This window comes from Flavilitoribacter nigricans DSM 23189 = NBRC 102662, from assembly GCF_002646595.1.
Lineage (GTDB): Bacteria > Bacteroidota > Bacteroidia > Chitinophagales > Saprospiraceae > Flavilitoribacter > Flavilitoribacter nigricans.
Map to the genome: position 1 here is coordinate 181,611 of NZ_PDUD01000018.1, position 24,725 is coordinate 206,335.

The window sequence follows — 24,725 nt, forward strand, 5'->3', positions numbered from 1 at the left end:
CGGACCTTTCCCTTCGGATACGGTAGTTAAATGCTGATAACAGGTTACGGTTTGTAATAAATTGATTTAAAGTAATTTAGCTGTGGTGTTCTCAATGTTTTATTCCAGGTGTTTCTGAAAAAACTCGTCCATATAGTACTGACAATAATTGTTGATCTTCAAACTCAGGTCCATGGTATGGGGCCAACCGTCCAGCCGGTGATAATAACTCGCAATGTTTTCTTTGCGGAGCGCTTCATCCAGCATATCGGCCTGCACGATGGGTACAATATCATCGATCGTGCCGTGGAAGGTAAGCGTCGGTGGATCATCGGGGGTGATAAACGTGATCGGAGAACAGGCCTTATAGGCACTTTTGGTCTCACCGGAGTATTCCATACCGATCAGTTGCTGCACACTAGGATGATTAATGGCAAAATCGGTAGTCAGGTCTACGGGTCCGTAAAGATTGACGATAGCTTTAACCCCGGCGTCCGTTTCATCGGTTGCACATTCTCCCTGGTAGTTCTCATCCCTTGCGTGGTAACCCACCATCATTGCCAGATGCCCACCGGCCGAGCCCCCAATTACCGCTACCCTTTCGGGATCGATATGGTAATCGGCCGCGCGGCTCTTCAACCATTTAATGGCGCAGACCACATCGTCAAATGCAGCGGGGAAAGTAGCTTCCTGGGAAAACCGGTAGGCCACAGTGGCCGTCACGTATCCTTTTTGCGCGTAATCAACGAGATAGCGCCGGTAGTCGTCTTTATTCCCTTTTTTCCAGGAGCCTCCGTGAATAAAGACCAGTAGCGGCCGCTCTCCGTCGAGAGAATCGAGATGATAAATGTCAAGCTTCAGGGTTTTCTCCTGGGTTACCTTATAGACCAGATCCCGGCTGACTTTGATATTGGCCGGTACTTCCGGCTTATCCTCGATCAGCTTCAGCATACCCGTGGCGTAGGCCACCTTGAGCGTGTTATTATTCGCATAACCTGCCGGTGGCTCCGGAGCTCCGGAAGCCGTGCTTGAAGTACAGGATGGGGAAAGCACCAGACAGTAACTGAGGATTACGGGCAGTAATACCAGCAGCGAACGAACGGGGAAAGAGGATTTCATGATGCTTAAATTTTGGGCATTAAGGAGGTTACAACGCATTATTTCCTGGCAAAAGACCCAGACATCGATCGTTAACTTTTGATGCCCTTCGGGTCAACTACAACGTGTTTAACGGTTTTACGATTCCAGGTGTACACAATATGGACCATTCCATCTTCGGTCTGAATAATGGACGGATAGGAATATTCATCTTCTTTGGTGGTTTCCGGATTGGAGAGCGATTCCAGCTCCAAAATATCGGTCCAGCTTTTGCCGTCGGCGGAAACGGCCAGATTCAGCGGCACCCGGTCTCCCCATTCCCCACCGGTTGGATTGTATACGAGCAGATGGCGGCCATCCGCCAGGGTGACTCCGTCAATACCCGAATTCGGATTGGGAAGATCAATGGCTTTCATTTCACTCCAGGTGCGACCGTTGTCTTCGGACCAGGCTTCCGAAACGAATCCATTTTCGGTGCGGCACAACATTTGTAATACACCGCCCGGATGCTCAAAAATGGTGGGCTGGATGGCGCCGATGGTTTTTCCGTCGTTCAGATCGCCGGTATTTTCCCAGGTTTTGCCCAGATCGGAAGTTCTTTCCACCTGTACTTTCCAACCGTCGTGTTCCGTACTGGTCGGGCAAAGCAGGTCGCCATTGGCCAGTTGTACCGGTTTATTTTTAATCGGTCCGTAGATCCCCTCGGGCAGCTGTACGGGTTCAGACCAGGTTTTTCCTTCGTCATCGGAAGTCACTACCAATCCCCACCATTCCCGCGGATTGGGACCTACCTTATAGAACAGCATGAGCGGCCCTTCCTCCGGCTGGAACAATACCGGATTCCAGCAGGGATAGCGGAGCGTATCGTTCTGTACTCCGTTGACCACCTCCCGCGGTTCGGACCATTTGCCATCTTCGTAAATGGAAGTCCAGATCCCCACATCGTCGTTTTTCTCGTGGGTCCCTCCAAACCAGGAGGCCACGAGTTTGTCGCCGGTGGCGGCAATGGTTGAAGCGTGGCACTGGGGCGTTTTTGCGGCGGCAATTTCGTAAACGAATTCTTCTTTCACGATCACCTCCGGATCAGATTGCCCGCAGGACGCCAGCAGTAATGTCAGAAATAATACAGCAGTTGGTTTGATCATAGATGTTTTGCAATTCATTTTACACAAAGAAAAGATAAGTTACCGGGTTTCCCCAAATAGTTTTTTCGTAAAAAACTATGATTTTTTACCTCTGCTTAATATTGATTAAACACCAGGTTTTCACTCCCTTAAGAAGTTAAAAAACCACATACATCAATCAAAAAACCAGAAGGAAAGCGAATACTGATCTTCCTATCTTACCAACAGGTAGCCGGGAAATCGATCCGGCACCGCACACCTAAACAACAACCTTATTGCCTATGCAACGATTACACTCATTAATCTGCCTGATCGCCGGCGGATGCCTTTTCCTTCTCGTTTTTCCAGGCTGTGAGAAGGAAGCAGTGGTCGAGCCACCCACTGCGGGTATCTTCAGAAGTATTGTCGGTAAACAGGTTGCTTTTACCGCACTTACCCTGCACGCCGATGAATGGCTCTGGGACTTTGGGGATGGTTCCACCAGCACAGAACAAAACCCGGTACACGTCTACGGATCAGGCGGGGTTTACAACATTACCCTCACTGCCAGCAACGGTATGGGCAGCGCAAATGCTACCACCCAGGTCTCCCTTGACCTCTCCCCCATTGAAATGCTCACCGGCGGCGCCAACGCTCCTAACGGAAAAACCTGGAAGATCAGTGCGGCTCACTCTGAGCACGACGCGATCGCCCTGGCGAATGCCGACTTTACCGTCATTCAGGAAGTGCCGGCCGGTGCTTTGGGGCTTTTCCTCGGCCTGGGTGAAGAATACGAAGATACCTTCACCTTCCGCGCGGACGGCGGTTATGTACACGACAACAAGAACGGCGGCTCCTTCGGCGGGCTGGTTTTCGGCGTCGTTAATCAGGTGGATATTGTAAATGTCACCGAAGAAAGTCAGAGCTTCGGATTCGCCTCCCTGGCTTACACGCCCGAAGCGAATGCTACTTTTACCTATACCGAATCGGAAGACTTTACGGTGACCGTCGTGAGTCAGGCCGACGGTGAGACCACCGGCGACATCACTTACGAAGATGTCAGCACCCTGGATTTTTCCGGAACGGAGTTTATCGGATTTATGGACTTCCACCGGAAATGCATCATTCAGGAGATCAGTCCCGAAAAAATGCGGCTGGCCATGTTCATGTCCGCCACGCAGGGGGCTCACTTCAATAAACCCTCCCTGGTCGTGATCTTTACCTTCGACGCGGTACAGTAATCTTAATTCCCTAATGCACAATAGAACAAAATGCGTAAATATATACACTTCACTATAGTACCAGGGCCCCTGCTGAGTTCGGTGGCCTTGGTTATTTTACTGCTTGCAGTGTGCCTGCCCTTTCCTACATCGGCCCGTACCAGTTTTGCACCGGCTTTTACGGTGAGCGGGCAGGTAACGGACGAAAGTGGTACCGGACTCATGGGCGTAACTATTCTGGTAAAAGGTTCCGGTGTCGGTACCACTACGGATGTGGACGGAGCCTATCAGATCGAGGTCGCCACCCGGGAAGATGTACTCATCTTTTCCTACATCGGCTACGAGAGCCAGGAGATCGTGGTGGGAAACCAAACCCGGATCGATGTAAACCTGAGTGAGAACGCCGAAACCCTGGATGAGGTCGTGGTGACCGCTTTGGGATTATCCCGCCAGGAGCGTTCCCTTGGCTATTCCGTCGGACGGGTTGATGGCGAAGAACTCACCCGGGTGACCCAGGAAAACGTGCTGAACGGCCTTGCCGGTAAAGTATCCGGTGTGACGATCAATTCCACCGGAGGTACCGGTTCTTCGGTGAGCATGGTGATCCGCGGGGCTACCTCCCTGAGCAGTGACAACCAGCCGCTCTTCGTAGTGGATGGAGTGCCGCTCGTTAACACCCTCAACAACATCACCCAATTCGGTAACCGCAACAACGTGGATTACGGCAACGCCATTTCCGACCTTAATCCCGATGATATCGCCGATATCTCCATACTGAAGGGCCCAAGCGCGGCCGCTCTGTACGGCTCCCGGGCGGGTAATGGTGTGGTTTTAATCACGACCAAATCCGGAAAAAAAGGCCAGGGCGTACGGGTATCCGTGAGCTCCAATACGGTATTTGACCAGCCTTATCAGTTCTTTGGACGCCAGACTCGCTTTGCGCCGGGCTATTTCTCCTTTACGCCCGACGATCTGCCTCCGGGAACGGTATTTTCCGTGAATCCCGCCGAAGCGGCCGGGGCGGGTATCGAATTGGATCAGGGCTATTTCGCCGTCCAGTGGAACAGCCCCCGTGATGCCAACGGGTTCCAGGTTCCGACCGAATTGGTGTCCTATCCCGATAACGTAAAGAACTTCGTACAAACGGGGATCACTACGACCAACACGGTGTCTTTGTCCAACAATACGGACATCATGAACTACCGGATCGCTTACACCAATATGTCCAACCGGGGTATTATCCCGAATTCCAACTTATCCCGGAATAACCTGTCTATCGGCGGATCGGTCAAAGCGACCGATAAGCTGACGGTCAGCAGCAACGTCAATATCAATAGCTCGGGCTCCGACAACCGACCCTCCAGCAATCGGGGGACCAACCCACTGCAGTGGGCGTACGCCGTACCGGCTAACACCAATATCCTGGATCTGAAAGACTACTGGGAACCCGGACAGGAAGGTGTACAGCAACGTACCCCCGCCAACGGCGTGTACAACAACCCTTACTTCCTGGCAAACGAAGTGAACAACAGTTTCAACCGGGATCGGATCTTCGGTAACCTCAAGGCGCATCTGCAGCTTACGCCGACCTTCAGTCTGCAGGGACGATACTCTCTGGACCGCTATTCCGAAAAGCGCGAAACCAAGATCGCTCCGAGTTACACCCGGGAGACCAATAACGGTGCTTACGGGGTCGTTGATCTCGCCAATTCGGAACAGAATATCGATGTACTGGCGGCCTACGATCAGCGATTCGAGTCCTTTAGTCTCAATATCTCCGCCGGTGGTAATATTCTGCATGCAACTAGTTCCTTCATCAGCAACTCTTCCAAACCTTCGGTTGGTTTGATCGTGCCCAACGTCTATACGGTTGGCAATATCAAAGCCGGAGCGCTGGATTACAGCAGTGCGCGGACGGAGAAGGTGATCTACAGTGCTTACGGTATGGCCAGTTTCGGCTTCAAGGATATGATCTACCTGGATCTGACTGCGCGTAATGACTGGTCGAGTACCCTGCCCAAAGAGAATCAGTCCTACTTCTATCCCTCTGCTTCACTGAGCCTGATCGCCAGTGAAATGATGGATTTGGGCCGGAACATCAGCCTGCTGAAGTTCCGCGGCGGATGGGCCCGGGTTGGTAACGACGCCAACCCTTATCAGCTCTATCCGACCTACAATGACATCGGACAGTGGGGTGAATCGACCCGCCTCAGTAAATCCGGTACGATCCTGACCCCGAACCTGAAACCGGAAGAAGCTACTTCCTGGGAACTGGGTATGGACCTGGCCTTATTCCAGAACCGGCTGCGTTTCGAAGGTACTTACTACCATGTGGACAACCGCAACCAGATCATTCGCAATATCCCGATCGCCGGATCTTCCGGGTATGACCGGATCAATATCAACGCCGGTCTGATTTCCAGCGAAGGCTGGGAATTCGGACTAGGAATTACGCCGGTACGTACCGCTGCCGTGAACTGGGACCTGAATGCCAACTTCACCCGCAACCGGACCACCCTGGAGGCGCTTTCGGACGGGATCGAGTTCATTCGCTTCTGGAGCGATGCCAAAGGCGGTGCCTGGACCTATGTCGGCGACCAGATCGGAGATATCTACGACGCAGCTATTTTGCGGGTAGAAGATCCTAACTCTCCCTATTATGGCTATCCCATCGTCGGTGGTGCGGATTTCGAATGGCAGGAGGTGAATGCGGAAAACACCCGCAATAAGGTCGGCAACTACAATCCGGATTTCATCCTCGGTTTACAGAACAGCCTTTCCTTTAAGAATTTTACGCTCAGTTTTACATTGGACTGGCGGAAGGGCGGACAGTTTATCTCCCAGACCTACCGCTATATGGCGGAAGATGCCAGCTCCCAGCACTGGATGGATAATCTGATCAATCCGGGTGGTCGTACGGGCCGGGAACTCCGGGACTGGCTGGTGGCCAATCAGGAAGAATTCATCATCAACGGCTTTAATGTGGTGGGCGGACCGTCGGTCAATTTCGGTGGTTTCCCCGAGGATTTCAGCGGAACGGTGGTTTACGACGGAACTTTCGTACCCGGTGTGGTACAACTTCCCGACGGGAGCTACGCCGAGAACCTGGGTGAGAACAACCTGATACCCTACCTACCCTACGTGGTCAGCTACCCCTGGGAGTTTGCTTCTCCGTCTATGTTTGATGCAGATTTTATTAAATTGCGGGAAGCCTCACTGAGCTATCAATTACCGGCCGGAGCGCTGAAAGCGCTGGGAAACATCCGCGAAATGAGCCTGTCGCTGTACACGCGGAACATTATCCTCTGGACCAAAGCCAAGATCGGTATTGATCCCGAACGGGCTTTCCAGGCGGAAGCTTCGCGCGGTAATCGCGGAACGCAATTCATGCAGGGCATCGAACGCTATAACGTAGAACCCTGGGTATTGCCGATCGGCTTCAAGCTGAACTTTACTTTCTAGCCAAAAATCCAAGAACATGCTTTCGATTAAAAATATATCTACGAGTCTGCTGGTCCTCCTTCTGATCAGTGTGACCTCCTGTTATGACCTGGAGGAGGTCAATATCAATCCGAACGGAGTTGATCCGGCCAATGCCCATCCCAATCTACTGATGAGTACCGTGATCACCGGCGTGGCCCAAACGGTTGTTAACCTGGGCTACGGTGATATCGCCGGTGTGGTGCAACATACCCAAAAGGACGGATGGTCCGGTAGCCACAACAGTTACGAATGGTCCGATCAAAGCTGGAATTCTTACTATTCCATCCTGCGGAACAACGATGAGCTGTATAATAAAGGCGTTGAAATGGGACTGGAATTCCACCAGGGAATGGCGCTGGTGATGAAATCCTATGTCTTCGGCCTGATCACCGATCTCTGGGGTGATGCGCCCTATTCGGCCGCTCTTCAGGGAGAAGCTGGTGGCGCGGAAAATATCAAACCGGCATTTGACGCGCAGCAGGATATCTACGCCGGTATCCTGGCGGATCTGGAAACCGCCAATACGCTGCTTTCCAAAAGTCAGGATGCTTATTCCGATATCAATTCCACCCAGGATGTGCTTTTCCGGGGAAATGTCCGTCGCTGGCAGCAATTTGCCAATTCCCTGGCTCTGCGCTACTACATGCGGCTCTCCGAAAAAGATCCGGGAACAGCCAGAGCCGGAGTGGAGAAGATCGCCGGCGATCCGGCAACCTATCCACTGATCACCAACACGGCGGATGACGCCACGGTAGATTTTGTCGGCAACAGTGATGCCGACTCCTGGCCGGCCAACACGGTTTTTGATGGTACAGGTGGCAGTAATTTCCGTCGGCTAAAGATGTGTTCCACCCTGATTGAAACCCTCCAGCGCTTGAATGACCCACGCCTGGGCGTTTGGGCCGAAAAGATCGATATTCCGATCGTGGTGGACGATCAACTGGAATCGGGAACGGATGAGATCATCGAAGGGATCCGCTACGTGGCCCGTGATATTGCCCAGCAGTACGAGAACTCGCTCGGTTTTCCGGTTGATACGGATCCCAATTACGTAGGATTACCACCAGCCTGGTCGATCGTACCGCAGGCCTATAACCTGAATCCCAACCTGGAACAGGGGCCGCAAAACCCCCATGCTTCCCATCTGAACGATCGCTACCAGAACCCGGCCGGAGAACTCCTGAAATCCCGACTGTTGTCTGCCGCAGAAGTTCACTTTATCCTGGCCGAAGCTGGGATCAAAGGATGGTCCGTAGGCGCCAGCGCGGAAGAGCACTACTACGCAGGGGTTGCAGCTTCTCTGGAAGCCTGGCAGGTGAGCGGTGATTTTGCGGACTACGTTGATGGATCCAGTGTAGCCTTTGCCGGAACGATCGAGCAGGTGTTGGAACAAAAATGGATTGCCAGCTGGACGGCGGCAGCCGAAGCCTGGTTTGACTACCGGCGTACCGGATTTCCGGCGCTTGAGGCCGGTGTGATCGTAAAACGGCCGGCTCTGCCACTGCGCTTCTACTATTCACTGGACGAAATTGATTATAACCCGGAGAATGCGGCGGCTGCCATCAGTAATTTGCAGGAAACGAGCTTTACTGCTCCGGATGGTAAAAACAGCGCCTGGTCAAAAATTTGGGTGCTGCAGGGAACGGGGAAACCGTATTGATCCTCTTTACTGTATGAAAAAGGGTCTGACGAACGATCGTTCGTCAGACCCTTTTTTTAGGCTTTGCTTACTGCGGCATATCAGCTTCTTAGAATTCATAGCGCCGCTGCATACCTTCAAAGGCCTCATGGGTATTCATGGCAATGAGCGCGCATATGGCCAGGATGGCCAGCATGATGAACAATAAACGCCCCCATTTGGCCGGCTGTGGCGCCTGTGGATTGAAGTAAGGCTCCGATCTACTGATCAGGAAAAGGACAATCGCATAATTTACCAGATAAAGGTATTGTTCGATCCGGTAACCACTCAAAAAGGCCCCGGTAAGGAGGAGGCTAAACAGAATGTAAACCAAGAAGTAGCCCCGAAAGAAAAGCGTGGCATCCTGCTGGCTAAAGCTCACAGCTGGGTCTTTTCTTTTGAAAAAATACCAACCGGCCGCGATGGTGGTTAGCACTACGCCCAGACCTACGAGGGTCTGGACGGCAAAGGCAAAAGAACTGACCTCTAATCGTTCCGCAATTTCATTGAGCCGTTTGGTCGTAAAGGATTCCTGCCAGATCACCAGGGGGATAAGCAGGCAAAGGAAAAGAAATGCCCAGAAGTGGCTGTTCCAGTGATTATCGCTTTCGCTTTTTTCCCACTCACTGGTATAGGTACCGTAAGCCATCCCCAGTCCTCCGAAGAAACCAAGCGAATATTCCATTACATTCCAGAAATTGAAAGCGATATCGGTTTGTTTGCCCAGCACCTGTAGGAAGTTGCCGAAAGCGAAACCGAATCCCGCGCCCAAACCGGCAAAAACGGCTACCCGCAGGGCGGCGTGCTGATGATGGTGGAGCAGGTACCAGGTTAGCGCCAGCCCCATGCCCAGGCAGGCCGCCCATAGCTCCGATCGAGGCGGCGTCATAAACCATTCCAACTGATAGATCAGGAAAAAGTAGACGATAATACCACCCGCTACCAGTTTAGCCGCCAGATCCAGCCATTCTACCGGCCGGTCGGTGGAACTGGCCAGCGCCAGTCCAAACAGGCCGCCTCCCAAAAATCCGTAAAGGCCGCCAATAACGAATAGCATGGTGAGCCCGTAGTAGACATTGACAAAATCGACGCCATTTCCGTAGCCTACTACCACGCCGTAACTCATCATGCCGCCGAGGCCCCAGCCGATAGCTGCCGCCAGGGTGGCTTTGAACATTTTGGCATTCCAATCTTCCCGACGGGCGATCAGCAGCGTACAGAGCGCTCCTACCCCACCGGCCCAGGCTGCTCCCTGCTCGTGACCGAATTGTCCGCGGATGGCCCAGGTGGTGCCCAAGGCCATGCCGACGATCAGCAGGTTCAGCCCTATTTTTTTGCCGTCCATACTCAGGAGTTTTTAAAGCGTTCCATGATCTCTTTCCAGTTGGTAAAGATCAGGCCCTCCTCTTCAAAGAATTGTTTCATATCCGGATCGGCGAACATTTCCGCTTCCCAGGCCCGCTGTTGCCAGGAGTTCGTAATGGTTTTGAGGTTGTCGGTCAATTCCGACGGGTGGAAAATGATCTCCGTCAGCCCGGGCTGCAGGGACTGGATCAGCTCTTTGAATTTGGTGGTCTTTTCTTCGTAAGTTTTACCATTGGGTGCCGAGTAGAAATAGTCCAGCTTCGGCAGGGAATAATTATTGACCATATTGACCATCTCATCGTTCAGCGGATATCCCTGCTGACGGAATCCTTCCAGCACTTCCGGTTTGGTCATATCGATCACCATAGCCGGTATCTGGTATTCTTCGGCTACTTTCAGATAGGCTGCCGTAAACAGGTGGGAGCCGTAAAGCGTGCCCATGTGGGTGTCGATGTGGTCCGGGCGGTATCCCCAGGCAATAGCCTGCTCGACCTGCGCCCGGATCTCCTTTTCTACTTCTTCCGGTTTGGCGTTCTGTACGACCTGGATCACTTCGTGCCACAACTTCCCGTCTTCATCCAACAAGCCGGGCGCTTCCTCCCCACTGGTCAGTCCCGGCCAGCGGTAGGTCTTCCATTCGCTGGTCAGGGTGAGGTGCAGGCCGACATCCTCCTGAGGATGTGCTTTGGCCCACTCAATGAAATCTTTTGCGTTGGGGCAGGGCATCATTACGGCGCAGGATTGGATGTGATCCGATTCCAGATAATTCCGGGCGGAGATATTGGCCTCCTCGCACATACCGATATCGTCGGCGTGCAGGATCACGACTTTTTTTCCGGCGGGGAAACCCAGCCTTTCGGCCCAGGTGCCGGGCGTGGATACTTCGGCGGTTTCCGTTTCGGTTTGCTGACCGGAAGTAGGCTTGCAGGCCGTTTGCAATAAAAATAATGAGCTCAGCAGAAACAGGCTCCAAATAGAGAATAAGTTCTTCATAATAAAAAGGTGGGTTTTAGGTGTTTGGTTTTCAAGGCTTACGGTGTCGGGAACCAGGGGTAGGTTGGAGGATAGTTGATCTTTTGACTAGTATGTGGAACCCAGCCCCTGATTCCCGACGCCCTGCAGGCTACAGTACCCGTTCGGCATCGGCTACGAACATCCGGGTACTTTTGGTGTAATGACCTCCGTTGGGATCTTCGTATTCCAGGTCCAGGTAAAATGCCCGGTAGCCCGAAGCGGGGTATTCCACTTCGGTTTTCAGACGTTTAACATCTTGCTGATCCAGGTCTTTTTTCTGAAACTGTTCGTCCCGGAAATCCCGATCCTGCGAATCGGCCCACCAGAGAGCGGCCGCTTTCAACTGATCGGAAGTCGCCTTTACCGTCAGGCTGGCACTTTTTCCGTTCGGCCGGATATTCCAGGTGGTAACGGGATATTTCTCTTTTCTGAGGGTTTGACCAAAGAATGCACTCAGCGCCCGGAGCGCCTGCTCGCCCCCGCCCAGATCGTGTCCGGCGTTGGGAACGTAGTGGATATAATTTTCACCGGGGATGTCTGCAAAATAATGCTTCACGGCATCCACGGGCCAGTACTCATCGTTGGTGCCGATAAAGATCAGTTTCGGCATATCCAGATTAGCCCGGTAGGCGTAGGGATCGATCATTCGGGTGATCTCGGGACCCCGGCCCGTTTGCATTTCCTGGACGATCCCCAATTTGACGTAATCCTCGATCTGTATACTGTATTCCTTCCAGACTTCAACCTGATAGTTGAGGTTAACGGGCATATTCAGCACATCGATCACCATGGGAGCAATGGCGGCTACGCGGTCATCACTCGCCCCCGTGAGCCAGGTGGTCCAGCCGCGTTTGGAGGCCCCCGTCACCACAAAGCGATTAACGGAGCGTTTTAATTCCTGTTGGCTGAAAGCCTGCACGGCATCCATGGCCTTGGTCGCACTTTTTACCATCGGAAATAAGAGCGGCCAGGTAAAATCACCGTCCGCTTTGAAGTTGTGCAGGGTGTAGGAGATCAGGGCATCCTCCGTCAGGCCGTCGTAAAGTGGTTGATTGGGTGTTTGCCACAGAATGGTGGTAATGGCTTCGTTTTTCTGGGCCATGGCGGCTACGGTCCGGGTGAGGCCGTCGTCGTGTTTACGCCAATCGGGCTGACCGTTTTTCAGCCCTTTACCCGTAATAAACAACAGGGCCCCATCGTAGCTGACCTTGTTGGGTACTAATACCGTAAGCTGATGCACCCAGGTGTGTTCCCGCCATTTTTGGGAAGTGAGCAAAACCACGTAGGCCTTTACCGGGCCGAGATCATAAGCCTCCTTAATTTCCCAGTCGAAGGTCTGGTCATCGTTATGCAGATACCGCGACAGCGCATTTTCGGCGGTTGTCGGGCCGCTGGTATCCAGAGATTTTTGGTTGGTTTTACAAGCCGTAAGGAAGAGTAAGACGACGAAGAATAAGATTGATTTTTTTCGAAACATGGTGCTTTATTTTTTTGCTGCGGGTACGGGTTGTTCCGCGATCATCCGCAGGGCATTTTTGATCAGGATCTCCCCCGTCATTTCCCCCAGACTGGTCCGGGAAACGTACTCATAGCGCTCGAAGCTGTTGAAGTCCTCGCGGGTAAGAATGTACCCGAACGCATCATTGGTCAGGCCGAACAGCAGATTTTGCTGTCCCTTCATTTTCCGTTTCAGGTAGTATCCGATATTTGGTAAAGCCTCCCCGGGTATGGTCAGGATCTGAGCGGAACCGACATTCAATAAATTGATCTGAGTGCTTATCTGATGATCTTCCGATATCTCGATCCCCAGCGGAGAGTATTGAATAATGAAACGCATCATTTCCGAATCGACGGGAAACTGTACGCGTTCGGCCCGGCAGCGAATGCCCGGATTACTCTGGATCGGTGCATCGGCAACGATCCGCAGTGCCTCATCCGCCAGCAGTTCTCCGATCCGTTGGCATTCTTCCCAGGTACGCGCTTCTTCTTCGGCCTGGGATTCCAGCCGGTTGTCGGCCGTCACCATACCTCCCTGGGCACCATTCATAAAGAGGGCCATCCCACCCGTTTTTGCTTCAATGCGATTGTAGAGCGGACCGCAGAGATCCGGGCTCAGTATTTCCCGCTTGGATCCAATCACCTCAGGGTGGATCGCGTAGTTGACGAGCGTGGCGATCACTTCCTCTTTCCCGTCGGTTCCGGCCCGAATGGCCTGAATAACGCCGCAGCGCGGATCGTATAGACGCTCGGCGTAGTAGTTGTAGGCGATCTTCCCTTTGGCTTCCCCTTCGGCGATCTTCAGCGCCGCCGGCTCCAGTTTGGATGTTGCATCGTTTACCGCATCGGCTACCTGCTGGACGCACCAGTCGAGATACTTCATATCGGCTCCGGTCTTTCCGGTCTCATCCGGAAAGGCATAAGCATCCGGTCCGCTGTGGGTATGGGTGGCACCGATCAGGATGTTTTCGGGGCGGATGCCTTTGATGAGCTTTCGGGATCTGTCTCCCAGGGCCGCGGGCCAACCCAGGTTATCGATATTGACGATGGCAATTTTTTCTCCCGCTTCTTCCAGTACCAGGGCCCGAACGTAGAGATCGCCCCGCTTCACTTTGGAAGGTTTGGGGGTACCTACGCCACCGGATACCGGCAGTAACGGATCCGGAGTGATCACGCGCAGCGCAGCGCCGGCGCGAAAGCTACTGCTATCGTCCGGATCTCCGGCTTTTATCCAGTCCTCATTCAGTTTTAGATATTTGATATTTTCAATTCGTCGGTTGTTCTCGTCCTGCTCGGTGTAGCTGTAAACGACGTGCAGGCTTCCATCATCGGAACTGATAATGGATGGGTAGGCACCGGTATTTGGTCTTTCTCCCGGATCCAATTCGAGGTGGCGGGTGTAGTCCCAGGATCTGCCTTCATTGGTGGAAAGGGAAACGGCCAGGCTGTGTCTTCCGTTTTCGGTATCGTTGTAGGCAATCGCCCAGTTGCCGTTGGGCAGGGTAACGACATCCGATCCCGATCCCGGATTGAGCAGATCACTGTCCCGTACCGGGCTCCAGGTCTTACCCTGGTCCGTAGAAATGCTGTAGGGATGCCGCTGGGGAGGAGGACCGTTGTCCCGCATATAAGTCACCAGGGTACCGTCTTTTTTCTTGGCGACCGAAGCCTGGATATTGGCAATGCCGACAAGGGGCGTACTGAATTCCCAGTGCTTGCCAAAGTCATCCGTAATGGCAAAGAGGGACATTTCCAGCCCGTCGGAATAAAGCGGTAATAGAATCCGGTCTCCGATCAGGACGGCCTTGTTTTTCGTCTGCCAGCCCATGCGCCGGAAATAGGGATACCCCAGACTCTGAGAGGACCAGGAACCATCTTCCTGATAGAGGCGACCGGAGCGTACCATATTATCGCCGCGGGCCTTGGCCAGGATATCCTGCTTAAAGGCCACAAAGCGTTCGAAAAGCTCCGCGCTTGTCCCCTGTTCCAGCAGATAGTCGCCGTAGGCATCGTATTGCGCTTCGACCTGCCTGACGAATCCATCATCCGGCTGGATACCCCGCTCGGTTGGGCCGCCGGGTTTAACGTGAATAACGTCCTGCCAGTGCCATTCGGGGGCGCCGTCCTGCGCTTCGTAATTCTTACTGATCCTATATTTTAATAGGGAAGTCTCCCACTGGTTGGCCATTACCGTGTACCATACCAGCCAAAGCTGATCACGGGAGTCGAGGAAAAGTACGGGATTGATATCCGGGAAATCGGGTACATCCGCCATGACGAAAGGGGCTGACCAGGCGGTAGCGCCTTTTTTCAGACGGGCACCCAGAATACGGACATCATCGGCCCAGCGTTCACCATCGCCTTCAAACCAGGCCGTCAGCAGATCACCGTTCGGTAACTCGACGATGGTGGAGCCATGAGTATGTAGATCCTGAAGTGGAAAGATCGGTTCTCCGACCGATATCTTTTGAGCCTGGAGGGCGGAAACCGCAAATAGTAAGAATAGCAGTGAATGGTATAATCTCATGTTTCTCGTTTTGTATCTGACGCGAAAGCGACCTTTAGTCCTTAAAGAACAACGCCTCAGGTACCAAACAAAGAAACACCATTCACTAAGCCTCTAATAGTGATATTTTGCCTGTTTCCTATTATTTTTTAACAAGTGCTCAACGAAAGACTTTCCGGTAATCGGAAGGCGTCTTCTGCATAATGCTGCGAAACTGGTGATTGAAATTGGCAATGTTGTTGTAACCGCTTTCGTAGCAGATCTGAGAAATCGCCTTGTCCGTTTCCGCAAGCATTTTGGCCGCCAGCCGGATGCGCACACTCTTCACGTAATCCATGAAGGTGCGGTTGGTTTTTTTCTTGAAATAACGGCAGAAGGCCCCGGGCGTCATATGTAATAATGCCGCCGCTTCTTCCTGACGGATACCGTTCTGAATGTTCTGGAAAACGTATTTGTAGACCAGCTTTACCTTTTCCAGGTCTTTGACGAAACTCGGTGAGTAGGCCGTGTCCGAAAGGTATTCGTAATCATCCATCTGCAACAGCAGGTTGAAGACCTTCAGCAGTTCGATGTAACTTTCCAGTCCCTGGAGGGTGACCAGTCTTTCCAGACATCCGGCGATCTGCCGGATCTTCCGGCCCTTGAACCAAATCCCTACACTGGCCTTTTTGAGTAATTCCTTGACTTCTTCCAATTCAGGAATATTGAAAAAGTCCGAGGAGATCAGGTCCTCGTAGAAATGGATCACAATGGAAGAAGTAGATCCGTCTTTTTGGGAATTAAAGGCGTCCCAGCAGTGGGGAAGATCGGGCCCCAGCAACACGAGGTCGCCGTCTTCAAAACTGGAAATGTTGTTGCCAACGATGCGTTTCCCGGATCCGGTAACCACAAAGTTCAGTTCAAAATTCTTGTGGGAATGGATGCGCGGGGGGCGATCATCATGGTGGTGTTTCCGCACGATAAAGGAGTGCCGGTGCGGTACGTGAATTTTGTCGAAAATCAGCTCCATTGAAAGAATTTTAACCAGAAATGAACCATTCATTAAGAAATCATGAAGAATGGGTTAAAATACCATGTTAAGCTAATAAATTATTTTGGCACCTAATATTTATTTGCCGGATTTTTTCCGGGAATCGCCGGGGATAGCTTCGCCCGGAAGAAAGGTTAAAATACCACATGAATTTCGTGAAAAAACAGAAGGAATCGCCTTAGTCTCTTTTTTATATTTGTTCGAATGGCCAGCTTACAAGCGGCCCGGATCATAATCCCGTCAAGTTTTACTCGACGCAAAGCGGGCTGGGATTTCCCCGGATCGCTTCGGTCAGTAGGCAACTTTAATAATTTAAATTCACCAATTTCTGATTTGACTAAACGAATTTCACTGTCCCCTAATCTTTATGCAGAGGGAATTGTGTCTATTTTGCACAATTCCTTCTCTTTTTTTGACAATAAACGAAACCAACCAAAACGAGCATGACCAACGAATTAAAAACGATACTGGAAAAGATACGGAAGGTAAAGATCGCCGTATACGGAGATTTCTGCCTCGATGCCTACTGGATACTCGATCCGGAGGGCTCCGAAATATCGGTGGAAACGGGACAGCAGGCCGCTTCCGTCGGACGCCAATACTACTCCCCGGGAGGCGCCGGGAACGTAACGGCCAATCTGGCGGCACTGCAACCCGCGAGCATCCGGGCGATCGGAGCGATCGGCAACGACCTCTACGGCCGGGAGCTCAAACAGCAGGTACAGGATTTGGGGGTCGAAACTGCCTCCCTGGTCGTTCAGCCTAAAGATTTTGATACTTATGCTTTTGTCAAAAGTCATCTGGACGAAGAGGAGATCTCCCGGGTAGATTTCGGCGTCAACAATCAGCGCTCCGCGGCTACGGATCAGTTACTGCTGGAAAGTATCCGCCGGGCCCTGGAGGAGGACGATGTCCTTATCTTTAACCAGCAGGTACCGGATAGTATCACCAATGCGGCCTTTATCGAAGCGGTCAATCAGCTGATCGCCAAAAATCCCGGTAAAACCGTACTATTGGATTCCCGGCATTTCAACGATCAGTTTCAAAACATCCATTTAAAGATCAACGAAGTAGAACTGGCCAGAATGAACGGCAAAGGCATCAGCTATCAGGATTACGTCAGTACCGAGGAGATCGAGATATTCGGCAAAGAAACTTTCAAGCGCTACCGCAAACCCGTATTCGTGACCTGTGGTGACCGTGGCATTATTGCCTTTGATGAGGAAGGCATCCACCGGACGGGCGGCCTTCAGCTGAGCAGCACACTGGACACCACCGGCGCCGGAGATACAGCCATGAGCGCAATTGCCCTGAGTCTGGGTGCCGGCTGTAGCCCGGCCCAGGCGATCCGACTCGCCAATTTGGCGGCGGCCGTTACCGTCCAGAAAGTGTTTACCACCGGAACGGCGAGCGCGGATGAGATCCTGCAACTGGCGACCGATCCAAATTTTGTCTACCAGCCGGAGCTGGCCAAAAGCCCCCAAAAAGCGACCTATCTGGAAGGAACGGAGATCGAGCTCTGTGGATACGTTGCCGGCAACCGGGCCATTCCCATACAGCACGCCGTATTCGATCACGACGGAACGATCAGCACCCTGCGGGAAGGCTGGGAACGGATCATGGAGCCCGTCATGATCCAGGCGATCCTCGGTTCCCATTACCAGACGGCCGATCCCGGCCTGTACGAAAAGATCCGGCAGCGCGTTATTGCCTACATCGACCAGTCGACGGGCATCCAGACCATCATCCAGATGGAAGCCCTGGCGGAAATGGTGAGGGAGTACGGTATGGTCCCTAAAGATCAGATCCTCGATAAATTCGGCTATAAGGAGATCTTTAACGATGCCCTTCTGGAAATGGTCAACAAAAGAATGGAGAAATTCCGGACCGGACAGCTGCACCTTGAAGACTTTACGATCAAGGGAGCGGTCGATTTTCTGCATACCCTAAAGAACAAAGGCATTACGCTCTACCTGGCCAGCGGCACGGACCGGGATGATGTGATCAAGGAGGCGGAACTGCTCGGCTACGCCGATCTATTTGACGGCGGCATTCACGGTTCGGTGGGCGACGTGGCGAAGTATTCCAAGAAGATGGTACTGGAAAAGATCATCCGGGATAATGGACTTAAAGGGGAAGAACTGATCGCCTTCGGGGATGGTCCCGTTGAAATTCAGGAGTGCCGGAAAGTGGGTGGGATTACCGTGGGTATTGCCTGCGAAGAGCCCCGCCGATATGGCCTGAATCTCGAAAAGCGTAGCCGCCTGATCCGCTCCGGAGCCCAGATTATCATTCCGGATTACGCACAGCAGGATCGTTTGCTGGAATTGTTGTTCTAAATTCAGCTAAAAAGATTAACGGCGGCCGGCGTTCCATTTTGTTGGAGCGCCGGCCGCTTTGTTACTATCCGGGAATGGCCTGCAGTACCTTCAGCGAACCGTCGGCTTCAAACCACATTTTGGAAATGGTATCAATACTGTGGGCTTCCTCCTTCGAAAGTTTCCGGGAATACCGCGTGAGCGCCTGGATGGGCAGGCCCCGCTTTTTCATCAGGTATTTTACGCCCGAAGGATGGAAAGATCGCTGCGCCAGTTCCATCGCGCACAGGACGCTATTCAGTTCATCCGCGGTGGGATCATTGGCCTCTCCCCTTCTGGCGACTTCGATGGTCAGATCGGGCAGCCAGTTAGCGACCACATTCATGGAGCCCTGGGCGCCCGCCCGGATGGAATCCAGGAGATACGGAATATTAGCCTGCAGGAACGCCAGGGGCGTATCCCGGGTGCTGTCGATGACGGCCAGGATCTTGTCCAGATCACAACTTGTTTCCTTAAACGCGAAAAAACGTCCGCTTTCCGCCAGCTTCCGGATCAGGTCCAGTCCGAGATGATAAGAACGTGGAAAAGGGCATTCGTACAATCCCAGCGGCATTTCCGTTTTTTCGGCAATGGTGAGAAAGTAGGTCTCCAGTTCCTGATCGTTATCGTAGTTTTCGGGAACGGTCAACATAACGATATCGGCCCCGGCATCGGCTGCTTTTTCACAAAAGGAGATGTGGTCATCGATTGTTTCTCCGAAGTTTCCCGTCACTGCTACGGGCGTTTTCCCGTTGACGGTCTCCACAGCTTCCCGGATGAGCAGCAGCTTTTCCTCATCGTCCAGCTCAAACATTTCACTGGACAGGCAATTGGCATAAATACCCCCGGGATTAAAACTCAGGTGCCACTGCAAAATATCGCGGTAGGCAGCCACATCGATCTTCAGGTCCTTGTCGTAGGGGGTAACGAGTACCGGCCAGATACCTCTGAATCTATTTTGGTTTTTCATTGATTTACTGTTTGATGAACGGGATTTATGGTTCCGGGCAATCGATTGCCCGGCGGTAAACACTTAGAGACTATTTGACAACCTCTCACTGGGTTGCCCATACGGGCCCGTACCGGGGCAAAACGCGGCTTTTACCGCCACTTTGCACCTATTTTTAACTCCGTAGCTGGGCTATGCAGTGAAAAATAGCTTTCAATTGACGGCAAAATCCGGGTTTTTCTCCGGCAGAAGAAGTTGTCAAACAGTCTCTTTAGGTATATGGCTAGGGAAAAATGTTTCTTAAAATGGCAGTCGGTATCGGCCTGCTTTCCTTTTCGGAAAAATACAGGCACCAGAGATTGCCCCGTGCTGTTTGTGCATTTGGAATCTAAAAGGCTATACCTGGTAACAACTCGCGTTGGTTGATGCTTAATACATGAGAGGATCAGCAGTATCAGTGCTCAATGGGCTGATCATCCTGCGTCCAGACCGTTAAGTTCGTCAGGTCGCGTTTTTCTTTGGTTTTGTTCATCAGTAAGAGAGCTGCTACCAATGCTGTAGCGAATAGCAGTATATGTCCTAAAAATGGTGTATAGTAAAGATCAAAAGGCACCTTGAGGCTTTCCGGTAATACGCCCGTACTGCTCAGTACCGTCCAGAGCGAGAACAGGAAAACCGCACCGATGCCGATCCAGACCGCCAGGAAATTACCGATCCGGGTGAGGAAACCGAACATGTATAAGCCGAATATCCCGGCCGCCACAAATCCAATCAATATAGTGGCCAGATCCTGTAGCGTTTTGGTTTCAGTCTGGTTGAGTAAGATGGCTCCGAGGATCATGATCACCGAAGCAATACTGGCAAAGATGTGGGCCATCTTCAGGTAATGCTTATCGGTTGCTCCGGTCACATAATGCCGGCGGTAAATATCGTGGATGCCTACGGTCGAAATGGCATTGATACTCGAATCGAGCGACGACATGGCGGCGGCCAGAGCCGCTGCGATCACGATCCCGGTGATTCCCGGAGGCAAATAATTGATCACAAAATACGGCAGTATCTGCTCCGCTTTCTGAACGCCGTTCAGCATTTCTCCGGCATCCTGGGTTGGGAATACCTGAAAGAAAACGAAGAGCGATGTACCCAAAAACATGTAGAACGCCCAGATCGGTACATTGATCATGGAAACGAACATTGCCTTGCGGGCTTCGTGAATATTTCGGGCCGCGGCGTAGCGCTGCACAACATTCTGATTGGTACCGTACTCCTGCAACCAGGTGGACAGCCCCAGGATCAACATCATGGTCCCGGTCTTTTCTGAAAGGCTAAAAGCCCAACTGGTTTCCTGCACCTGCCCGTCCACCACTTCGGCAAACGCCAGTTTATTATTAGCGAAAGCGATGTCCAGCAACTGATCCAGTCCGCCGGGTAACGTATTAATGATCACAAAGATGCAGATCAAACCGCCGAGGATCAGGACAATGGTCTGGATCACGTCCGTCCAGATCACGGCGTCTATTCCTCCGATGACGGTATATATGCCAACAAACACCCCCGCCAGCAGGACACTCATCAGCGCACTGACCCCGGTGATCTCGTGGATCAGCAGAGATAACAAATACAGAATAATACTGATCCGCAGCAACTGGCCGATAATGAAGGTAACCGCTCCGTAGACCCTTACCGATGGCCCGAAGCGATGCTCCAGGTATTCATAAGCAGAAGTAGTTTTGGTTCGTCGGAAAAAAGGTAAGAAAACGTAGGCCGCAATTAGGATGCCGATCGGCAACATGACGTTGGGTAAAAACCGAAGCCAGGCAGTTTTGAAACCATCTGCGGGATAGGCTAAAAAGGTAACCGAACTGATGGAAGTCCCCACCATACTCAGCCCAATGACCCAGCCCGAATAAGATCGTCCTCCGACAAAATACTCCTCCGTGCTGTTGTTCCTTCTGGAGAAATAAATCCCCATCCCAATGAGTGCTCCCATGTATACGGTCAACATCAGGATATCCAACCAGTGTAAGCTCATCCTATTTGCTTGCTGTTTTCGTTATTATGCATGGGGTAACACCATTATTACAAAGAAAGACTATGTTAAGTCTACCTAATTGTAGTATTTTGTTAAATTCCCATTGTTTTTTCACAAACGACTAAAAGCCTATCCAGAAACCGTTTTTGCTGTCGAAAATGACCAGATTTGGGTACTCATGAAGTCATTTTCGAGTTTCGTAGCAGCGCTACGGAAGGAGGAAATGACGAAATGAGGTTCTATAGATGGTTATTATAAGACCAAAGGATGGTTTTTGGATAGGCTCTAAATTAAAAACGAAAAGCAAACTTTTATGAAAAATCCTCAACAATCCGGGCTTTCCCGGCGCAGATTTATCGGAACTTCAACGGCTCTTATCACGGGCGCTGCCGTCGGTGGGCACTCACTCATTGGCGCTCCGGCTATCCTGAAGCACTACGGTAGCTCCGGTTCCAAGATCAACGGCGTACAGATCGGGGTGATCACTTATTCCTTCCGCAGCCTGCCCGATCAGAGCGCTGAAGCTACCCTGCAATATATCGTAGATAGCGGTATCAGTGCTGTCGAACTCATGGGCGATCCGGCGGAGTATTATGCCGGCAAACCCGAAAATCCGGTAGATCGCCGGGCTTTCTTCGGCCTGATGCGGGCCAGTCGCAACGGGGAACTGACCGACAACCAGAAAAAGGAAATGGAAGAGATGCGCGCCCAGATGAATGCCTACGACAAAGAGGTGGCCATCTGGAGAGCTACTGCTTCCATGGACAAATTCAAAGAAGTGAAGAAGATGTTTAAAGCATCCGGTGTCAAGATCTACGGATTTAAACCGAATGCTTTCGGCAAAGGCAACACCGATGCGGAGATCAACTACGGTATGCGCGCGGCCAAGGCGCTCGGAGCCAGCCACGTAACGCTGGAGCACCCCAGTGATGACGCCCACACCATGCGGCTGGGCATGCTGGCAAAAAAGAACAAAGTGTACGTAGGTTACCACGGTCACGAGCAGCAAACGCCCGACTTCTGGGATACGGCGCTCCAGCAATCCAGCTACAACGCGCTGAATATCGATATCGGGCACTACGTTGCGGCGGGTAACGACAAACCGCTGGATATCCTGAAAGCCAAGCACGACCGCATCATGAGTATGCACGTAAAAGACCGCCAGACGCCGGCGAACGGCAAAAAGAACCTGCCCTGGGGGGAAGGAGATACACCCATTACCCAGGTGCTGCAGTTGATGCGGGATCAGAAATACAAATTCCCGGCGACGGTCGAACTGGAATACGAAGTTCCGGAGGGATCGGATGCGGTGAAAGAAGTGAAGAAGTGCCTGGAATACTGCCGGAAGGCACTGCAGGCATAAATAAGAAGGACGTTAAGAAGCTTTCCGGCTTCTTAACGTCCCCATTCAACATCACCGTTCGGTGATTATCTCAAGCTATTGATCCAGTTTGCGATCTTCAGAGCTTCGGCCCGGGGCACCTGTGGCATCGGAGCCATCGGCGTAGCGTAGCCGGGCCAGTTGGCCGGTTCCGGATTGTAGATCAGTTCCACGATCCTTTCGGGCGAATATTTTCTTTTGGCGATTTCCTTATAAGCCGGTCCTACCTGTTTGGAATCCACTTTGTGGCAGGCGAAACAGGTATTCTTCTCCAGCAACGGACGTACCTCGTCGTAAGTCGGCGCCGCAGCGGTGGCTTTGGGTGCCGGTTGGCTTACCTTCGGCTTGGCTACTCTTTTACGCTGAGCGGCAGCCTTGGCCTTTTCCGCAGCTTCTTTCGCAGCGGCTTCGGTGGCGGAGCTATAGGTGCTCAATTCCGCAACCGGAAGGGCCGCACCCGAAGGAATATTATTCAGCGTGTAATAAGCAGTCGGGTGCAGCACACCTACGCCACTTTCGGCGGCCTTTATTCCCGGCACGTTGATCACATGCACGTAGTACTGCCGCAGGTTTTCCACCACGACGCGAACTTTCATACCGTCTTCGGATACTTTCACGCCTTTGATCTTCAAGGGTTCCTCGTTGATCGTCGGGCTACCGTATACCGGATGGTATTTGTAGATGAAACTGCGACCGGTGTAGCTGTCCACATCCTTGGCGGTTTCGGGATCAATTGGCTGGGTGAATTCAATCTCAAAGCCGTCAGGTTTCGCGTGTACGGTCTGCATCTCTAAGGGCACTTTCCCCGTCCAGACGAGTTTTTCCAGACCGGAATTGGTCGTACCGGCGGAACCCCAACCGCGGTTGGTCTCGCCTACGTACAGCGCTCCGTCGTGGCCCCAGGTCATCCGCAGTACACCAGACTGAAAACCGGTGCGGAAATCGATGGCTACTCCCTGGTAGCTACCCTTCACTTCCTCCAGGTCCACCCGCATGATCTTACTTTGTCCCTGGTCACCCACAAATAGCTGACCGGTAAAAGGACCAAAGTCCCCTGCGGTGCGATCTTCCAGAATTTCGGAATTGGAGATCCCCATCAACCCATGCGGCAGCCACACTGCCGGTAGCTGGACCTGCGGGAACTTCTCCTTAACTTTGTACAGGATATCCGGATCTTCTTCATCCTGAATATTGTCCGGTTTTACGTAACGACCATTGACGCGCACCTGGCGTTTATCGACCTGATCGTAAAAAGCTTCCGCGGTAAGTTCCAGCGGTGAGTTGGATTCCTCACTCCAGCGCAGTCCGGCGGGGTGCCCCATAAAAGCACCTTTCTTCACGTGCCAGACACCACCGGATCCCATCCAGTCGCCCTGGTTGTCCGTGTAGAACAATTCACCGTCAAAAATGCCGAGTCCGCAGGGTGAGCGCATCCCGGTGGCCCAGGGCTGCATTTCTCCGTCTTCGGTGATCTGCATGGCCCAACCTCTCCAGGGCACCCGGCTTTCTCCTCTCCACCATTCCTCGTTGCCGAAAGCAACGTTGCCGGTGACCATCATCGTGCCGTCCGGCAGGAATTTGGGGCCGTAGGAATATTCGTGGTAGTGACCGGATAGCGGCCAGGCGTAGATCGTTTCGTAAATATCGGCGGTGCCGTCCCCGTTGGTGTCCTGCAATTTGGTCAGTTCTCCGCGCTGGGCTACGTATAGGGCATTGTCCCGGTAAGCCAGTCCCAGTGGTTCGTGCAAACCATTGGCAAAAAGGGTATAACGCGGTTGTGCGCCATCGTACAGGTCCGGATTCTCAACGATCCAGACTTCTCCCCGGCGGGTACAGAGGGCAATACGCCCGTCTTCCAGCGTCGTCATTCCACCGACTTCCAGGAGCATGCCTTCCGGTACCGGCATGGTGATCATCCGGTAGTATTCATTCTCCAGTTCGGAAAGATCCTGAGCTATACCTGGAATACAGGTGAGTAGCAACAAAATATTGAATATGAATAATTTAGTACCTTTCATCTTTATAAGAAATAA

Annotated in this window: 15 protein-coding genes and 1 pseudogene; 5 read left to right on the forward strand and 11 right to left on the reverse strand. The window is 52.3% G+C overall.

Annotated elements, in window-relative coordinates; genetic code table 11:
* Positions 1 to 99: 99 nt before the first annotated feature.
* On the reverse strand, positions 100 to 1,098 hold the full coding sequence (locus CRP01_RS11825; protein WP_222845716.1) for an alpha/beta hydrolase: 999 nt from the start codon (positions 1,096 to 1,098) through the stop codon (positions 100 to 102).
* A 71-nt stretch (positions 1,099 to 1,169) separates the two neighbouring features.
* Positions 1,170 to 2,222, reverse strand: coding sequence for a sialidase family protein (locus CRP01_RS11830; protein WP_222845717.1), 1,053 nt, complete (start codon positions 2,220 to 2,222; stop codon positions 1,170 to 1,172).
* 260 nt (positions 2,223 to 2,482) lie between these two features.
* Between CRP01_RS11830 and CRP01_RS43160 the strand changes: the two genes are divergently transcribed.
* Genes CRP01_RS43160 through CRP01_RS11845 form a run of 3 tightly spaced genes read left to right on the forward strand, consistent with a single transcriptional unit; the run spans position 2,483 to position 8,543 of the window.
* The gene (locus CRP01_RS43160; protein WP_099150249.1) at positions 2,483 to 3,421 is read left to right on the forward strand and encodes a PKD domain-containing protein; all 939 of its coding nucleotides are present in this window, start codon (positions 2,483 to 2,485) and stop codon (positions 3,419 to 3,421) included.
* A gap of 30 nt (positions 3,422 to 3,451) precedes the next feature.
* A complete protein-coding gene (locus tag CRP01_RS11840) occupies positions 3,452 to 6,862 on the forward strand; it encodes a SusC/RagA family TonB-linked outer membrane protein (protein ID WP_099150250.1) in 3,411 nt (1,136 codons plus the stop codon).
* Positions 6,863 to 6,878: 16 nt separating this feature from the next.
* The gene (locus CRP01_RS11845) at positions 6,879 to 8,543 is read left to right on the forward strand and encodes a SusD/RagB family nutrient-binding outer membrane lipoprotein (RefSeq protein ID WP_099150251.1); all 1,665 of its coding nucleotides are present in this window, start codon (positions 6,879 to 6,881) and stop codon (positions 8,541 to 8,543) included.
* Between the two features lie 88 nt (positions 8,544 to 8,631).
* Here the strand turns inward: CRP01_RS11845 and CRP01_RS11850 are convergent, their stop codons facing one another.
* From CRP01_RS11850 to CRP01_RS11870, 6 genes and pseudogenes are all read right to left on the reverse strand, one after another.
* Positions 8,632 to 9,906, reverse strand: coding sequence for a photosystem II biosynthesis protein (locus tag CRP01_RS11850; protein ID WP_099150252.1), 1,275 nt, complete (start codon positions 9,904 to 9,906; stop codon positions 8,632 to 8,634).
* A gap of 2 nt (positions 9,907 to 9,908) precedes the next feature.
* A complete protein-coding gene (locus CRP01_RS11855; protein WP_099150253.1) occupies positions 9,909 to 10,919 on the reverse strand; it encodes a polysaccharide deacetylase family protein in 1,011 nt (336 codons plus the stop codon).
* Between the two features lie 130 nt (positions 10,920 to 11,049).
* The gene (locus CRP01_RS11860) at positions 11,050 to 12,417 is read right to left on the reverse strand and encodes a PhoPQ-activated pathogenicity-related family protein (protein WP_099150254.1); all 1,368 of its coding nucleotides are present in this window, start codon (positions 12,415 to 12,417) and stop codon (positions 11,050 to 11,052) included.
* Positions 12,418 to 12,423: 6 nt separating this feature from the next.
* Complete coding sequence (locus CRP01_RS43425; RefSeq protein WP_394337760.1) at positions 12,424 to 13,683, reverse strand: hypothetical protein; 1,260 nt, start codon at positions 13,681 to 13,683, stop codon at positions 12,424 to 12,426.
* Positions 13,684 to 13,758: 75 nt separating this feature from the next.
* Positions 13,759 to 14,964: pseudogene (locus CRP01_RS43430) on the reverse strand (sialidase family protein); the annotation flags it as partial.
* 139 nt (positions 14,965 to 15,103) lie between these two features.
* Positions 15,104 to 15,952: an AraC family transcriptional regulator gene (locus CRP01_RS11870; RefSeq protein WP_170110335.1), complete on the reverse strand. Its 849-nt coding sequence runs from the start codon at positions 15,950 to 15,952 to the stop codon at positions 15,104 to 15,106.
* Between the two features lie 464 nt (positions 15,953 to 16,416).
* Here CRP01_RS11870 and CRP01_RS11875 point away from each other — a divergent pair, with 464 nt between their 5' ends.
* The gene (locus tag CRP01_RS11875; RefSeq protein ID WP_099150257.1) at positions 16,417 to 18,312 is read left to right on the forward strand and encodes a PfkB family carbohydrate kinase; all 1,896 of its coding nucleotides are present in this window, start codon (positions 16,417 to 16,419) and stop codon (positions 18,310 to 18,312) included.
* Between the two features lie 64 nt (positions 18,313 to 18,376).
* Here the strand turns inward: CRP01_RS11875 and CRP01_RS11880 are convergent, their stop codons facing one another.
* Together CRP01_RS11880 and CRP01_RS11885 are read right to left on the reverse strand one after the other, a co-directional pair.
* Positions 18,377 to 19,300, reverse strand: coding sequence for a dihydrodipicolinate synthase family protein (locus CRP01_RS11880; RefSeq protein WP_099150258.1), 924 nt, complete (start codon positions 19,298 to 19,300; stop codon positions 18,377 to 18,379).
* Positions 19,301 to 19,733: 433 nt separating this feature from the next.
* Positions 19,734 to 21,311: a sodium:solute symporter family transporter gene (locus CRP01_RS11885; RefSeq protein WP_099150259.1), complete on the reverse strand. Its 1,578-nt coding sequence runs from the start codon at positions 21,309 to 21,311 to the stop codon at positions 19,734 to 19,736.
* Positions 21,312 to 21,624: 313 nt separating this feature from the next.
* On the opposite strand from CRP01_RS11885, the gene CRP01_RS11890 reads away from it, so the two are divergent.
* A complete protein-coding gene (locus tag CRP01_RS11890) occupies positions 21,625 to 22,674 on the forward strand; it encodes a sugar phosphate isomerase/epimerase family protein (RefSeq protein WP_099150260.1) in 1,050 nt (349 codons plus the stop codon).
* Positions 22,675 to 22,739: 65 nt separating this feature from the next.
* On the opposite strand, the gene CRP01_RS11895 is transcribed toward CRP01_RS11890, so the two are convergent.
* On the reverse strand, positions 22,740 to 24,710 hold the full coding sequence (locus CRP01_RS11895; RefSeq protein WP_099150261.1) for a DUF7133 domain-containing protein: 1,971 nt from the start codon (positions 24,708 to 24,710) through the stop codon (positions 22,740 to 22,742).
* Positions 24,711 to 24,725: the final 15 nt, after the last annotated feature.

Excerpts from the sequence above, each read along its gene's own strand:
- CRP01_RS11825 (WP_222845716.1), bottom strand. The coding sequence starts at position 1,098 with ATGAAATCCTCTTTCCCCGTTCGTTCGCTGCTGGTATTACTGCCCGTA.
- CRP01_RS11830 (WP_222845717.1), bottom strand. The coding sequence starts at position 2,222 with ATGATCAAACCAACTGCTGTATTATTTCTGACATTACTGCTGGCGTCC.
- CRP01_RS43160 (WP_099150249.1), top strand. The coding sequence starts at position 2,483 with ATGCAACGATTACACTCATTAATCTGCCTGATCGCCGGCGGATGCCTT.
- CRP01_RS11840 (WP_099150250.1), top strand. The coding sequence starts at position 3,452 with ATGCGTAAATATATACACTTCACTATAGTACCAGGGCCCCTGCTGAGT.
- CRP01_RS11845 (WP_099150251.1), top strand. The coding sequence starts at position 6,879 with ATGCTTTCGATTAAAAATATATCTACGAGTCTGCTGGTCCTCCTTCTG.
- CRP01_RS11850 (WP_099150252.1), bottom strand. The coding sequence starts at position 9,906 with ATGGACGGCAAAAAAATAGGGCTGAACCTGCTGATCGTCGGCATGGCC.
- CRP01_RS11855 (WP_099150253.1), bottom strand. The coding sequence starts at position 10,919 with ATGAAGAACTTATTCTCTATTTGGAGCCTGTTTCTGCTGAGCTCATTA.
- CRP01_RS11860 (WP_099150254.1), bottom strand. The coding sequence starts at position 12,417 with ATGTTTCGAAAAAAATCAATCTTATTCTTCGTCGTCTTACTCTTCCTT.
- CRP01_RS11870 (WP_170110335.1), bottom strand. The coding sequence starts at position 15,952 with ATGGAGCTGATTTTCGACAAAATTCACGTACCGCACCGGCACTCCTTT.
- CRP01_RS11875 (WP_099150257.1), top strand. The coding sequence starts at position 16,417 with ATGACCAACGAATTAAAAACGATACTGGAAAAGATACGGAAGGTAAAG.
- CRP01_RS11880 (WP_099150258.1), bottom strand. The coding sequence starts at position 19,300 with ATGAAAAACCAAAATAGATTCAGAGGTATCTGGCCGGTACTCGTTACC.
- CRP01_RS11885 (WP_099150259.1), bottom strand. The coding sequence starts at position 21,311 with ATGAGCTTACACTGGTTGGATATCCTGATGTTGACCGTATACATGGGA.
- CRP01_RS11890 (WP_099150260.1), top strand. The coding sequence starts at position 21,625 with ATGAAAAATCCTCAACAATCCGGGCTTTCCCGGCGCAGATTTATCGGA.
- CRP01_RS11895 (WP_099150261.1), bottom strand. The coding sequence starts at position 24,710 with ATGAAAGGTACTAAATTATTCATATTCAATATTTTGTTGCTACTCACC.